Source organism: Kiloniella litopenaei (genome assembly GCF_000982415.1).
Classification (GTDB): Bacteria; Pseudomonadota; Alphaproteobacteria; order Kiloniellales; family Kiloniellaceae; genus Kiloniella; species Kiloniella litopenaei.
This window is the reverse complement of record NZ_LANI01000005.1, coordinates 95,160-107,454: the sequence shown is the minus strand read 5'-3', so window position 1 is coordinate 107,454 and position 12,295 is coordinate 95,160. Positions and strand designations below refer to the sequence as shown.

Genomic DNA, 12,295 nt, shown 5'->3' with positions numbered 1-12,295 from the left:
CTAATTGACAGCAATCGCACCAGACGCAATTGCGAGAGCTTCTTTGGCATCAATACGCCCATCGTAAATGGATCGCCCGCAGATCACACCTTCAATCCCGGCATCTTCTACCAGCTTGAGCTGTTTGATATCCTCAACCGAAGCAACGCCACCGGATGCAATCACTGGAATTGAAATCGCTCTGGCCAGGCTGGCCGTTGAATCAACATTACATCCCTGAAGCAAACCATCCCGGTCAATATCAGTATAGACAATTGCACTAACGCCAGCATCTTCAAACTTACGGGCCAGATCGGTTGCCTTGAGATCGCTGGTTTCTGCCCAGCCTTCGGTCGCAACCATACCACCCCGGGCATCAATCCCGACAACAATTTTGCCCGGAAATTTTTTACAGGCTTCCATAACCAATTCTGGATTTTTAACAGCTACAGTTCCCAAAATAACCCGTGTAACCCCGGCATCCAGCCACTGTTCAATGGTCTGGATATCACGAATACCGCCCCCAAGTTGGGTCGGCATGGAAACTGTTTTAACAATATTTTCAACGGCAGCACGGTTCACCGGGCGCCCTTCAAAAGCGCCGTTCAAATCAACCATGTGCAGAAATTCAAATCCAGCGTCTTCAAACTCTTTTGCCTGTGCCGCAGGGTTCGTATTGAAAACGGTTGCTGTATCCATTTCCCCCTTCAACAGGCGAACGGCTTCTCCATCCTTCAGATCAATTGCCGGAAATACGATCATGGTCCTCTATCCTCAGGAATTATTTAAAAGCTTGCTGTAATAGTGCCCGGCTACCCATTGGCCATCTACCCTGGCATAGCTGTGTTGCGTACCCCAGCGTGTGAAACCAAGTTGCTCGTAGACACGAATAGCCTGTTTTTGTGTTTCTCGTACGTCGAGGTTAAGAACACTCAAACCGCGCTCTTTCGCGGCGAGTTCAACAGCCTTGACCATCTGGGCCGCCAGCCCGTGACCACGGGCCCAGGGCGCCAGAAAGAACGAGGACAATTGACCGGAATGTGCCTGTGCCTCATTGTTCCGTGGCTGGCAATGCAACTGTGCTGATCCACATATCGTACCATCAAGCCGCGCGACAAAAATTTGCCGACCGGGCACAAGCAATGCCCCGCGCCAATGGTTTTCCAGCGTATCGCGTTCAGGAACCCGTAACCATCCAAAGCCACCACCATCTTCAATAGCAGCTTCCGTCGCATCACAGAGATCATAGAGATCCGGTCCGCGAAATTCTGTAAGTTCGTTCACACCGACGGTGGGTTCACGATCAGGCATAATTGGCGTTGCGTTCATGGTTTCCACTTCAGGAAATTGGCAAATAGGCTCAAACCTGCGGCCTGAGATTTTTCAGGGTGAAATTGAGTACCAATCAAATTATCGCGTCCGATAACAGCAACAACTTTGTGACCATACTCAACTTCGGCAAGGATATGATCCCGGTTTTCAGGGATATAGTGATAGCTATGGACAAAGTAAATATGGGTCCCGTCTTCCAGCCCGTCCAAAACAGGGTTCTCTTGCAGAACATTCAGCTCATTCCAACCCATATGCGGGATCTTCAGACTTTGGTCTTCCGGGTCCATTTTGACAACTTCGCCTGGGATCCACCCCAGACCTTCACAGTCTTTGTATTCACGACCGACAGATGCCATCAACTGCATACCCACACAAACACCCATAAAGGGCTTGCCGCCTTGAATAACCTGTTCGCGCAGGACATCAATCATGCCATCAGCAGCATTCAGACCACGCCAACAATCCGCAAAAGCGCCAACTCCGGGCAATACAATACGATCTGCTTTACGTACCTGTTCCGGATCGCTTGTCACAACAACAGACGTCCCCAGACCAGATTCATCAGCAGCACGCTCAAAAGCCTTGGCAGCCGAGCGTAAGTTTCCAGATCCATAGTCAATGATCGCGAGCGTCATTTTCAATGCCTCATCACGTTTACGTTGAAAAGTTTGCTATCAGCTCAGATTGATCAGAGCACACCTTTGGTCGAGGGAACTTCATCTGCTTTACGCGGATCAATCTCGATTGCCTCACGAATGGACCGTGCCAGAGCTTTGAAGCAGGCTTCGATAATATGGTGATTGTTAAAGCCGTGAAGCTGATCCACGTGCAAAGTCATGCCCGCATTAAAAGCGAAGGCCTGAAACCATTCCCGAAAGAGTTCCGTATCCATATCCCCGATCTTGTCGCGATCAAAGCTCACGTTCCAGACCAGATAAGGGCGATTGGACAAATCCAGTGCAACCCGGCTCAGGGCTTCGTCCATGGGCAAAAGGCAAGACCCGTAACGGCGAATACCCTTGCGGTCACCCAAAGCCTGTTTAAAGGCCTGGCCCAATGCGATGCCAACATCTTCTGCAGTGTGGTGGAAATCAATATGAAGGTCACCCTTGGCACGCAGCGTTATATCCATCAGGGAATGTCGAGAAAGTTGCTCGATCATATGATCGAGAAATCCAACACCTGTTTCCACATCATATTTACCGGAACCGTCCAGATTGATGGTTGCCGTAATTTGCGTTTCGTTGGTGTTACGCTCGATACTTGCTTGCCGCACGGGGGTATCCTTCCCAATGACTGATCGGATGCATAGACTCAAAAGCCTATCCGTAATTTGTCCAAAATTGTATAGACGACTAAACAGCTTTTTCCTTAGTAAAGCCGCGGCTTTTGTAACAGGTCAGCCCCCCTGATGCCAGAGAGATTTAACCCAACAGGCAGATTAAACCATCAAAGGTCTCTTTTTGACCAAAAACCTTCTTTAATGGATCAAATTAATGCCGCTGCGACGTGGTTGTCATCCCTCGCCATAGCTTGTATTACCTATGACCAGAAAATAATAATCAAGACCATAACAAAACGACGACGAAAACGGATTACCGAAAAAGGATACAATTTCCGCTTTTCTTAGCATAAACCTGATTTTCTCGTACGATCATCCCTTGACGTGAAGCAGTGAATGGACCATTTCAAAACAATGTCTGAACACGATCCAATTAAATGGCGCGGCACGACGATCCTGTCTGTCCGCAAAGGTAACAAGGTTGTTATAGCCGGCGATGGCCAAGTGAGCCTGGGCAACACCGTTATCAAAGCAAATGCACGCAAAGTACGTCGATTGGGCAAAGGCGATGTTATCGCTGGTTTTGCCGGGGCGACTGCCGATGCTTTTACTCTTTTTGAACGCCTGGAAGCCAAGCTGGAAAGCTACCCCAGCCAGCTGACACGCGCCTGTGTCGAAATGGCAAAGGACTGGCGAACTGATCGGTATCTTCGCCGACTTGAAGCAATGATGGTTGTAGCCGATGCCACAACATCTTTGATTTTGACAGGTAACGGCGATGTTCTGGAACCTGAAGACGGCTTGATGGGTATTGGATCCGGCGGATCATTTGCCTTGTCAGCTGCAAAAGCACTTATTGATATCGATGGCATGGAAGCCGAAGAGATCGCCAGAAAGTCCCTTGGCATTGCCGCAGATATCTGCGTTTTCACTAATTCCAATTTGATCGTCGAAAGTATGGACGCCAAATAATGACCGAAAATAACATTCAACACGCCAGCACTTTTAGCCCGCGTGAAATCGTATCAGAGCTGGACCGCTACATCGTTGGACAAAATGAAGCCAAGCGCGCTGTTGCCATTGCCCTGCGCAACCGTTGGAGACGCCAACAGCTTAGCGATGATATGCGTGAAGAAGTTTTACCAAAAAACATTCTTATGATCGGCCCAACAGGTGTTGGTAAAACTGAAATAGCACGCCGTCTGGCAAAACTGGCAAATGCGCCTTTTCTGAAAGTAGAAGCAACAAAGTTCACCGAAGTTGGTTATGTCGGTCGTGATGTTGAACAGATTATTCGTGATCTGGTTGATGCCTCTATTCTTTTAACCCGCGAAAGCCAGCGTAAATCTGTTACCGCCCAAGCAGAACAGAACGCTGAAAACCGCGTTCTTGATGCCTTGGTTGGCGAAGGATCCAGCGAAGAAACCCGACAAAAATTCCGAAAAATGCTTCGTGAAGGTCAACTGAACGACAAAGAAATCGAAGTTGAGGTCACAGATCACAGCGGTATGCAAATGCCAACGATGGACATTCCGGGCATGCCGGGCGCTAGCATGGGTATGCTGAATCTGGGGGATATCTTTGGTAAAGGCTTTGGTCAGAAAACCAAAAAACGCCGCCTGAAAGTGGAAGAGTCATACGACCTGTTGATGACAGAAGAAAGCGACAAGCTACTGGATGAAGAAAGTCTTGTTCAGGACGCTATTCGCAATGTTGAACAGAACGGGATCGTCTTCCTGGACGAGATCGACAAAATCACCATCCGCTCAGAACGTTCAGGTGGCGATGTCAGTCGCGAAGGGGTTCAACGTGATCTGTTGCCGCTAATCGAAGGAACGACCGTCAGTACAAAACACGGTGCCGTTAAAACCGATCACATTCTCTTCATCGCATCCGGTGCATTCCACCTGTCCAAGCCATCTGACATGCTGCCGGAACTTCAGGGGCGCTTGCCTATTCGCGTAGAGCTGAATGCCCTGAGCCGTGATGATATGAAACGTATCCTCATGGAGCCGGAAAACAGCCTCATCAAGCAATATATTGCCTTGATGGGTACCGAAGACCTGACACTTTCCTTTGAAGATTCAGCTATTGATGCACTTGCGGACCTTGCTGCAGAAATCAACACTTCTGTAGAGAATATCGGGGCACGGCGTCTTCATACTGTGCTTGAGAAGCTGCTTGAAGAAATCTCTTTCACCGCAACAGACAGAAGCGGCGAAAGCGTCACAATCACCGCTGATGACGTAACAGAACAGGTATCTGGCCTTGCCAAAGATACTGATCTGTCTAAATTTATTCTCTAACGGCCAGGAATGAAGGAAAGATGATGAAACAAGGCTATCGCTTTATTACTGGTAAGGATGATGACAAATTTTGCAAACGCATCTCTCAGGCGCTGGAAGACGGGTATCAGCTCTATGGCTCTCCTTCCCTGACATTCAACGGTGAAGATGTCATCTGCGGGCAAGCTGTTATCTGGCCAGAAGGCAGAGAAAAAGACTAAATTCTTTCTGCCAATAAATTCTCTAGGTTAATGACAAAATGCAGGTGGGATATCTCACCTGCATTTTTCTTTTCTAACCAAAACAACTAAAAGCTTTTCCCTAAACAGAAACCTGCAAAATCTTCTTCACATAAAGTTTATAGTCAGATCACTTGGCATTTACGGCCCACACGCCCCATATGCCTATAAGAAATGGTGATAAAAGGACCTTGTTGTCATGAAGACCTATAAAAAAGATCAAGAGGCAATCGCACAGCTGACACCCGAACAATATCGGGTGACGCAGGAAAATGGGACGGAACGACCCTATACCGGGGAATATCTGGAAAACAAAGAGGCTGGTATCTATGTTGATATCGTTTCCGGGGAGCCTCTCTTTGCCTCGTCAGATAAATATGAAAGCCACTGTGGATGGCCAAGCTTTACCAAACCAATTGTGCCTGCACATATCGCTGAACTTAGGGACAGTACTCATGGAATGGAGCGCGTGGAAGTAAGGTCCAAACACGGTGACAGTCATTTGGGTCACGTATTCACTGATGGGCCAACCGACAAAGGTGGTCTGAGGTACTGTATCAATTCTGCTTCGCTGAAATTCATTGCCAAAAGCGAAATGGAAGCAGAAGGTTATGGTGAATATCTAGATCAGGTAGAGGACGTATAGATGACTGAAAAAGCCATATTGGCCGGCGGGTGTTTTTGGGGCATGCAAGACTTGATAAGAAAGCTTCCCGGCGTAGAGAAAACCAGGGTCGGCTATACGGGCGGGGATGTTGAAAATGCAACCTACCGCAATCACGGTACCCATGCCGAGGGTATCGAGATTCTGTACAATCCGGCCCAGATCACTTACCGGGACCTGCTGGAGTTCTTCTTCCAGATTCACGACCCTTCCACGCCCAATCGACAGGGAAACGATCGCGGCGCTTCCTATCGTTCAGCCATATACTACGTTAATGAAGGCCAGCGACAGATCGCCATCGACACCATTGCCGATGTCGATGCCAGCGGTCTGTGGCCCGGAAAGGTCGTCACAGAAGTTGAGCCCGCGGGTGATTTCTGGGAAGCAGAGGTTGAGCATCAGGATTATCTGGAACGCGTGCCCAACGGCTATACCTGCCACTTCCCACGACCAAACTGGAAGTTACCCAAACGTGAAGTAGCTGAGTAGATCTATAATCTATTGATTTAACAGATCAATAACAACAAAAGGCGCTTTTTAGCGCCTTTTTAATGCCTGATTTCACAAGACACACTCACAGTAAATGTAAGGCTAAATTTAATAATTTTCTATTCAGTAGAAGGCCCAAGATTATCATCAAATTCTTGGTTCATAACTTTCATCATGGCTTCTATCTCTTCATCATCCAGCGTCGATATTTTTTCGGCGAGGCAGTTCGCAAAGTAAGTAGCTTTTGGCGATAGTCCTGCCGTGTTTACCGATACCTTGGGATCAGATCTTATGGCCAGTTCTTCCAGTGCTTCCGCGTCATCCCAGATAATATTGAGATACTGACACACCCGGTGCACAAAACGACGGCTTGGCTGCCCCCGGTGCCCGTGTTCAATAGACGACAGGTAAGCAGACGAAACGCCAAGGCCTTTTGCCATGTCCTTGAGGGTAATATTGCGCTCTGCCCGAATTTCGCGCAGCTTGTGTCCAAAGGGTGTCATGTAAACATTATATAACAATTACAGCGATGTATCGAGCGAACAGTCTCTAACTTTCTCGCCGTCTTTTCAAGAGAACATATAGAGCTCCACTGCCGCCATGATAATGTTTGGCATGGCTAAAGGCTAAAATAGCGCTGCGATTTGGCTCTTCATTCAACCAATGGGGTACCATGGATTTTAACACGCCCTGTGACTGCGGTCCTGATCCTTTGCCCGTGATCACAATGACATTACGCAAATCACGTGCACGACAGTCCCTGATAAAACGCTCCAGAGAGCTTTGCGCCTGTGCCTGCGTCTGCCCGTGCAGATCCAGCACAGCCTCTATAGGCAGTTTCCCCTTGATAAAACGCTCAGCCTGACGCCGATCCATGTTTTCGACCTGCCCATGGCTCAAGGGACCCTGATTCTGTTTCTTCTTGCTTGGTCTCGGGGCCGTTGGCGCACTGCGATAGGATTTGAAAGGCTGATCTTCTTTCAGGTTTGGAATGTCGGCTTCCAGATGATCCGGATCAAACTCCGGTTGGGGCAGAGCCCGACCAAAGACAAAATAATCTCTGTTCTCCAGTGGTTTAACTGTCGTAGAGACAGAACGCCAGAGATCAGAATCCTTTGGTTTCGAAGATATGTTTTTATCTTTTTTGGCCACGCAGTATCACCGGAATAATAGGGAGACCAAGATAGTCTCTTCTTGCGCCAAGCATACTGTCATTTACGCGCAACTGATGCGGAGGTAATCAAGTTACCTGAAAATTGCAAGTATCTTCTCTGTTATTTCGATCAAAAGAGGGTACTTCACCCTAACCACTTACTTGTTCCGCTGGCGAAACAGATTTTGGTGAAACAGTCTTTGGCAGCAACAGGTAATACTGTCCCTTTTGTTTCATTTTCCCCGCCTGAGCCAAAGCTGGCTCGCCCGGTCCCCAAAAGAAATCCCCCCTTACCGGGCCACGAATAGCACTGCCCGTGTCCTGGGCAACCATAAGCCTCTGCAACGGCTTTTGCGTCCCGGGCCATGTGGTATCCAGCCACAGGGGCACACCAAGAGGCATATGACGGGGATCAACCGCAAGGGAGCGTTCAGGGGTGAGGGCAATCCCCATTGCACCAATTGGGCCATCACCTTCTATCTTCCGGAAAAAGATAAACCTGTTATTCCGCTGCATAAGTTCATTGGCTTTTTCAGGATTTTCCCGAAGCCATGTCCTGATGGACTGCATGGACATCTGATCCCGGGGAATAATCTTTTCGTCGATCAATGCCCGACCAATGGCATAGAATTTATGTCCGTTGTTTCCGGCATAGCCAACGCGAACAACCTGCCCATCCGGCATTTTCACCCGGCCAGATCCCTGTACATGAAGAAAAAATACATCCACAGGATCATCGGACCAGATTACCTCAAGATCGCGTCCCTCAAGGACGCCATCATCTATTTCAGTACGGTTGTGATAAGGAACAAGTCGATTACCTTCGACTTTTCCCACGATTGTCGTCCCCTTAAGCTCTTTATCAAAGTCACTGAGGCGAACAGAAACAAGGTCGGACGGTACATCATAAAGGGGATATTTATAGGTCTCGTCTTTGACAAAAGAGCCGTTTAGTTCGGCTTCATAGTACCCGGTAAAGAGACCTTCGGGTTCTGCATTATTCTTTACATGATAGGGCGTCAGATTTTCTTCGAGCCAGACACCGAAATCGCTGTGGTTATCCGGGTTGGACATGAAAAGCTTCAGATCCTCACACAAAGCTTTCCAATCACCGGCACTGCCAGCAATACCTTCCGGGCCGACCTTTTTGGTATCCGGCCATTTTTGATAACGGGCACAGCTTCTTTCCAGCGCCGGATAGGCTTTGAACAGCTCATCATCATGCCAGCCGGGCAGGTCTTCGTATCCGACAGAGGTCAGCGTCAGGTTTTCATCAACTGTCACGCTGGGGGCAGGGGGTTTTGCGGCCTGATCACAACTCGCTAATGAAAACAGCACTGCGGGTAAGGAAATCAGCCATAATTTCCTGTAAAGACACTGTAATCTTATGGAAACTTTAAGGCCCTTGGTCGAAACAATCCGCGAAGAAATCTGCAAAGCTACCCCCATGACTACCAAATAAACATTGATAGCCCGTCATCTAAGTCAAACCTGTGTAGAAGCTTAGTTCGGACTGCGTGTTTCCACCAGTAGCCAATTTGGGTCTTTGCTTCTTGTATCACGGGTAAAGGTCCAGATATCAGTCACCTTGGCCACATGATTTGAATCACCTGAGACCGTATTACCATCTGCATCACGGGTTACATTAACCTGTTCTGATACAAACTTGACCGTGACAACAGCATGGCGCCCTGACATTTCGGCCTCAATAATATCCACATCATTAATGCCAACCATAACGGTTTCATGCGTTTGTTTCAGAGCTTCACGTTCATCAATCGCAGATTTAAAATCGTGATAAACGTCATCATCCAGAAGATTACGAAGGGTTTTTTTATCGCCAGACGCAAAAGATTCAATAATCATTTCGAACGCAGCCCCCGCACCCTGAACAAATTCAGCCGGGTCAAAAGATCGATCCGACATCTGAATTGCAGAGAGCCCCTCGGCCAATGCAGAATCTGATGGCAAAACATCTACAGCAACTTTCCCGCCATGCAGGGAACCCGTTCGGATTTCTTTAGCGGGCGAATCGTTAGAATCCAAAAACTGTGAATCACCGCCATGTCTATCTTCACGGCTTGGTAAATTGACAACATTGTCATTTTCAGCACGATCCTGAAAAGGGTCATGGTCAGGCTTTTCATCAAAGCCTGTGCGCTTACCAAGCGTACTGCGAAGCCTGAGGACGAGGAAAACTGCAACTGCAGCAAGAAGAATGATATCGAAAAAAGGCAAGTTCTTACCCATGTATGATTTGATTCAATAAATATCGATCAGCTACTAGTGAGAAACGACATTAATCACTATATTCATAATCACTTAATATTGATTAAATAGGCAAGTGCTTAAGAAAGAGCAAGTATGGGAATTGTTTTCCTTATTCTTTTTATCGGTATTCCATTGTTGGAAATCGCAGTATTGATTCAAGTTGGCGATCAAATCGGTCTCTGGAGCACGATTGGCTTAATCATTTTGACAGCTGTAATTGGCACCGGGATGCTTCGTCACCAAGGCATAGCAACTCTTGCGAATGCTCAAAAACAGCTTAATCAGGGCGCTGTTCCTGCCAAAGAATTGTTTGATGGTCTGTGTCTTCTTGCTGCCGGTGCTCTTTTGCTCACCCCCGGCTTTGTTACAGACAGCATTGGCTTTGCCCTGCTAATCCCCCCGGTCAGAGAACTGCTGCGCAATACTCTGGGTCAACGCATTTCCCATGGCCTACAAAACTCCAGATACCAAAATCAGGGCTTTCATTCTCAAGGATTTTCCAATCACCAGCAGTCTGGTGATTTCCGCGCACAATCTCCCTTCGGTAAGGCAGGTGCCTGGAATAAAAATGATGACACCGTCATTGACGGAGACTATCAGGACGTCACCGAAAGCGATAAAGATCGCCTGAAATAATGAAATTTAATGCTTCAGAAATTAAAACTGAACAGGAACAACTTCGCCTGTAGAAATCGTGCATCGTCCAACTCCACCACTTGAAAAACCACTGCGTGGATCACTTAGTGTCATTAGGCATTGCATAGAGCGAGAAGTACTAAACAGAACACCTCTAGCCTGGGAAGAATAAGAGGTTGAATTTGTATTCGTTGTTTCTGGATAGTGCTTTTCTTTTTTCTTTTTATCATCGTCACTGTCCCAGGAAAAATAATCAAAAGAGTCTGTGGTAGATTCCATGTGTTCTCTTTCGATAATTATTTTTCCATTGAAAACCTCACCATTACCCAAAGTCACCATCGCTTGGGCTCCTGAATTATCAAAAATATCCTGAGTAATTTTTAACTGGACAGATTGAGAACCTTTTCCATTGGCTGTTTGAATTTGTCCATGTCCCATTGTTGTCTCAGTAGTATCGCAACCCACCAAAAAGCTCACGCCAATTACCAAAAGGCCTGCACTAATAAATTTTATCATTTTGAGATTAAATCCTGACTTCATCAAGGCATATGCCCCATGCGTAAACATGGGAAACATCATCTAAACAGAAGCCTGAATATTAGCGACATACCTGACGGATCCCTGACAAGAAGTTAAATTATTGCCGGCTCAACCTATTTACCGCCACTTTATGGAACACCCCATAGAAGGAATTTGCTCAACAGGTCCTTTGCCATGTTCAGCAACACCCAGCATGGCTTCAAGAAGCTCTGGTCTTGCATTAGGGACGATCTGGGCTGTTGATGCATTCAAACGCCCCCTGTATTGCAAACCATCTTTCGCGTCAAAACCGAAAAAATCCGGGGTACAGACAGCATCATAAGCCCGCGCGATATCTTGATTTTCATCCAGTAAATAGGGAAAGTTAAAGTTGTTATCCCTGCTGAATTTTTTCATGTTTTTCGGGGAATCATCGGGGTAATTCCGATAATCATTGGACATAATCATCGCAACACCGATACCTGCATCCTGAAGCTTTTTGACATCAGTTACCAAATCGCCAATAATTGCCTTTACGTAAGGACAGTGATTACAGATAAACGCGATTAACGTGCCATTTGGACCTCTTACATCATCGAGACTGATGAACTGTCCGTCCAGATCCGGTAGCTTGAAATCAGGTGCAGGCCATCCAAAATCGCAAATAGGTGTTTTGATCAGCATGAATTATATCCTTTGATATGATTTGTAATTCATAGAACCCCGCATTCCGAATAACGTATTCCCAACAACGCTATTTGGTTTTCAAGATTCCAATCTCTGTATATCCTCTCTTATTGTAACTGGTGACAAGAATGGTTTTTTACTAGATGCAATAAAGTGTCGGATCAAACAAACGGGATAAAAAATGTACCTTCTTAGACACGGACAATCCGAGTTTAACGTGACCTATGCAAAAACACGCATTGACCCAAACATTCCGGATCCGGAACTAACAGATGAAGGTCGATCCCAAATTCATACTGCTGCCCAGCACTTAAAAGACAAAGATATCACCAAAATTTTGGCAAGCCCCTATACGCGAGCCCTTCAAACCGCAGAAATAGTCAGTGATATTTTAAACTTACCTGTTCAGATTGAAGAACTGGTTCGCGAGCATGCTTTTTTCTCCTGCGATATTGGGTCCCCGTCTTCAAAGCTATCCCGGGAATGGCCCCATCTGGATTTTCAACACTTATCAGAATGCTGGTGGCCGGATTTAAATGAAACCGAACATCAGGTAAAATTGAGGGGCCAAGAGTTTCAGCAAAAAATGCTTGCGCTTGAAGACTGGTCCAAAACACTGGTTGTCAGCCATTGGGCCTTTATTCGTGGCTTAACCGGTCAGGAAATAGACAACGGCGCGATCCTGAATATAGATCTACAATCTCTCTCAGTTGATACGGCTGCCCCTGCGACAAAGTAACGGGTATTAATATCCTTGCG

At 46.9% G+C, this 12,295-nt stretch carries 17 protein-coding genes; 7 read left to right on the top strand and 10 right to left on the bottom strand.

Going from position 1 to position 12,295, the window contains the following annotated elements; genetic code table 11:
* Genes hisA through hisB form a run of 4 tightly spaced genes read right to left on the bottom strand, consistent with a single transcriptional unit; the run spans position 1 to position 2,587 of the window.
* Positions 1-741: a 1-(5-phosphoribosyl)-5-[(5-phosphoribosylamino)methylideneamino]imidazole-4-carboxamide isomerase gene (gene hisA, locus WH95_RS08665; protein ID WP_046505704.1), complete on the bottom strand. Its 741-nt coding sequence runs from the start codon at positions 739-741 to the stop codon at positions 1-3.
* A gap of 12 nt (positions 742-753) precedes the next feature.
* Complete coding sequence (locus WH95_RS08660) at positions 754-1,308, bottom strand: GNAT family N-acetyltransferase (protein WP_046505702.1); 555 nt, start codon at positions 1,306-1,308, stop codon at positions 754-756.
* Positions 1,305-1,946 (bottom strand): imidazole glycerol phosphate synthase subunit HisH, encoded by a 642-nt coding sequence (gene hisH, locus WH95_RS08655; protein ID WP_046505699.1) that lies wholly within the window; start codon positions 1,944-1,946, stop codon positions 1,305-1,307. The genes WH95_RS08660 and hisH overlap by 4 nt, the downstream gene beginning before the upstream one ends.
* Positions 1,947-1,999: 53 nt before the next feature.
* The gene (hisB, locus tag WH95_RS08650) at positions 2,000-2,587 is read right to left on the bottom strand and encodes an imidazoleglycerol-phosphate dehydratase HisB (RefSeq protein ID WP_046505697.1); all 588 of its coding nucleotides are present in this window, start codon (positions 2,585-2,587) and stop codon (positions 2,000-2,002) included.
* Between the two features lie 402 nt (positions 2,588-2,989).
* Between hisB and hslV the strand changes: the two genes are divergently transcribed.
* The 5 genes from hslV to msrA all read left to right on the top strand — a co-directional run bounded on the left by hslV (position 2,990) and on the right by msrA (position 6,270).
* Positions 2,990-3,565 carry an ATP-dependent protease subunit HslV gene (gene hslV / locus WH95_RS08645; protein ID WP_046505696.1) on the top strand — a complete coding sequence of 192 codons (576 nt, stop codon included), beginning with the start codon at positions 2,990-2,992 and terminating at the stop codon, positions 3,563-3,565.
* Entirely contained in the window at positions 3,565-4,899 is a 1,335-nt protein-coding gene (gene hslU, locus WH95_RS08640) for an ATP-dependent protease ATPase subunit HslU (protein ID WP_046505693.1), read from the top strand. The genes hslV and hslU overlap by 1 nt, the downstream gene beginning before the upstream one ends.
* A 20-nt stretch (positions 4,900-4,919) precedes the next feature.
* On the top strand, positions 4,920-5,099 hold the full coding sequence (locus tag WH95_RS20945; RefSeq protein ID WP_245622950.1) for a DUF1737 domain-containing protein: 180 nt from the start codon (positions 4,920-4,922) through the stop codon (positions 5,097-5,099).
* A 217-nt stretch (positions 5,100-5,316) separates the two neighbouring features.
* Complete coding sequence (gene msrB / locus WH95_RS21170) at positions 5,317-5,763, top strand: peptide-methionine (R)-S-oxide reductase MsrB (RefSeq protein ID WP_046505690.1); 447 nt, start codon at positions 5,317-5,319, stop codon at positions 5,761-5,763.
* Entirely contained in the window at positions 5,764-6,270 is a 507-nt protein-coding gene (gene msrA / locus WH95_RS21165; protein WP_046505687.1) for a peptide-methionine (S)-S-oxide reductase MsrA, read from the top strand.
* 119 nt (positions 6,271-6,389) lie between these two features.
* Here the strand turns inward: msrA and WH95_RS08625 are convergent, their stop codons facing one another.
* From WH95_RS08625 to WH95_RS08610, 4 genes are all read right to left on the bottom strand, one after another.
* Positions 6,390-6,773 (bottom strand): helix-turn-helix domain-containing protein, encoded by a 384-nt coding sequence (locus WH95_RS08625; protein ID WP_046505684.1) that lies wholly within the window; start codon positions 6,771-6,773, stop codon positions 6,390-6,392.
* A 46-nt stretch (positions 6,774-6,819) separates the two neighbouring features.
* A complete protein-coding gene (locus WH95_RS08620; RefSeq protein WP_052741885.1) occupies positions 6,820-7,422 on the bottom strand; it encodes a Smr/MutS family protein in 603 nt (200 codons plus the stop codon).
* 151 nt (positions 7,423-7,573) lie between these two features.
* Positions 7,574-8,860, bottom strand: a complete 1,287-nt coding sequence (gene mltA, locus WH95_RS08615; RefSeq protein WP_245622949.1) for a murein transglycosylase A — start codon at positions 8,858-8,860, stop codon at positions 7,574-7,576.
* Positions 8,861-8,926: 66 nt separating this feature from the next.
* A complete protein-coding gene (locus tag WH95_RS08610; protein WP_204247747.1) occupies positions 8,927-9,661 on the bottom strand; it encodes a Tim44/TimA family putative adaptor protein in 735 nt (244 codons plus the stop codon).
* A gap of 126 nt (positions 9,662-9,787) precedes the next feature.
* Between WH95_RS08610 and WH95_RS08605 the strand changes: the two genes are divergently transcribed.
* Entirely contained in the window at positions 9,788-10,330 is a 543-nt protein-coding gene (locus WH95_RS08605; protein WP_046505679.1) for an FxsA family protein, read from the top strand.
* Positions 10,331-10,351: 21 nt separating this feature from the next.
* Here the strand turns inward: WH95_RS08605 and WH95_RS08600 are convergent, their stop codons facing one another.
* The gene (locus WH95_RS08600) at positions 10,352-10,909 is read right to left on the bottom strand and encodes a hypothetical protein (protein WP_052741884.1); all 558 of its coding nucleotides are present in this window, start codon (positions 10,907-10,909) and stop codon (positions 10,352-10,354) included.
* A 78-nt stretch (positions 10,910-10,987) separates the two neighbouring features.
* Positions 10,988-11,533, bottom strand: a complete 546-nt coding sequence (locus tag WH95_RS08595; protein WP_046505677.1) for a thioredoxin family protein — start codon at positions 11,531-11,533, stop codon at positions 10,988-10,990.
* A gap of 184 nt (positions 11,534-11,717) precedes the next feature.
* Between WH95_RS08595 and WH95_RS08590 the strand changes: the two genes are divergently transcribed.
* Positions 11,718-12,275 carry a histidine phosphatase family protein gene (locus WH95_RS08590; protein ID WP_046505675.1) on the top strand — a complete coding sequence of 186 codons (558 nt, stop codon included), beginning with the start codon at positions 11,718-11,720 and terminating at the stop codon, positions 12,273-12,275.
* Positions 12,276-12,295: the final 20 nt, after the last annotated feature.

Coding starts and splice junctions, on each gene's coding strand:
- msrA (WP_046505687.1), top strand. CDS start 5,764: ATGACTGAAAAAGCCATATTGGCCGGCGGGTGTTTTTGGGGCATGCAA.
- WH95_RS20945 (WP_245622950.1), top strand. CDS start 4,920: ATGATGAAACAAGGCTATCGCTTTATTACTGGTAAGGATGATGACAAA.
- hslU (WP_046505693.1), top strand. CDS start 3,565: ATGACCGAAAATAACATTCAACACGCCAGCACTTTTAGCCCGCGTGAA.
- hisA (WP_046505704.1), bottom strand. CDS start 741: ATGATCGTATTTCCGGCAATTGATCTGAAGGATGGAGAAGCCGTTCGC.
- WH95_RS08660 (WP_046505702.1), bottom strand. CDS start 1,308: ATGAACGCAACGCCAATTATGCCTGATCGTGAACCCACCGTCGGTGTG.
- WH95_RS08600 (WP_052741884.1), bottom strand. CDS start 10,909: ATGATGTTTCCCATGTTTACGCATGGGGCATATGCCTTGATGAAGTCA.
- WH95_RS08590 (WP_046505675.1), top strand. CDS start 11,718: ATGTACCTTCTTAGACACGGACAATCCGAGTTTAACGTGACCTATGCA.
- WH95_RS08595 (WP_046505677.1), bottom strand. CDS start 11,533: ATGCTGATCAAAACACCTATTTGCGATTTTGGATGGCCTGCACCTGAT.
- msrB (WP_046505690.1), top strand. CDS start 5,317: ATGAAGACCTATAAAAAAGATCAAGAGGCAATCGCACAGCTGACACCC.
- hslV (WP_046505696.1), top strand. CDS start 2,990: ATGGACCATTTCAAAACAATGTCTGAACACGATCCAATTAAATGGCGC.
- WH95_RS08605 (WP_046505679.1), top strand. CDS start 9,788: ATGGGAATTGTTTTCCTTATTCTTTTTATCGGTATTCCATTGTTGGAA.
- WH95_RS08625 (WP_046505684.1), bottom strand. CDS start 6,773: ATGACACCCTTTGGACACAAGCTGCGCGAAATTCGGGCAGAGCGCAAT.
- hisH (WP_046505699.1), bottom strand. CDS start 1,946: ATGACGCTCGCGATCATTGACTATGGATCTGGAAACTTACGCTCGGCT.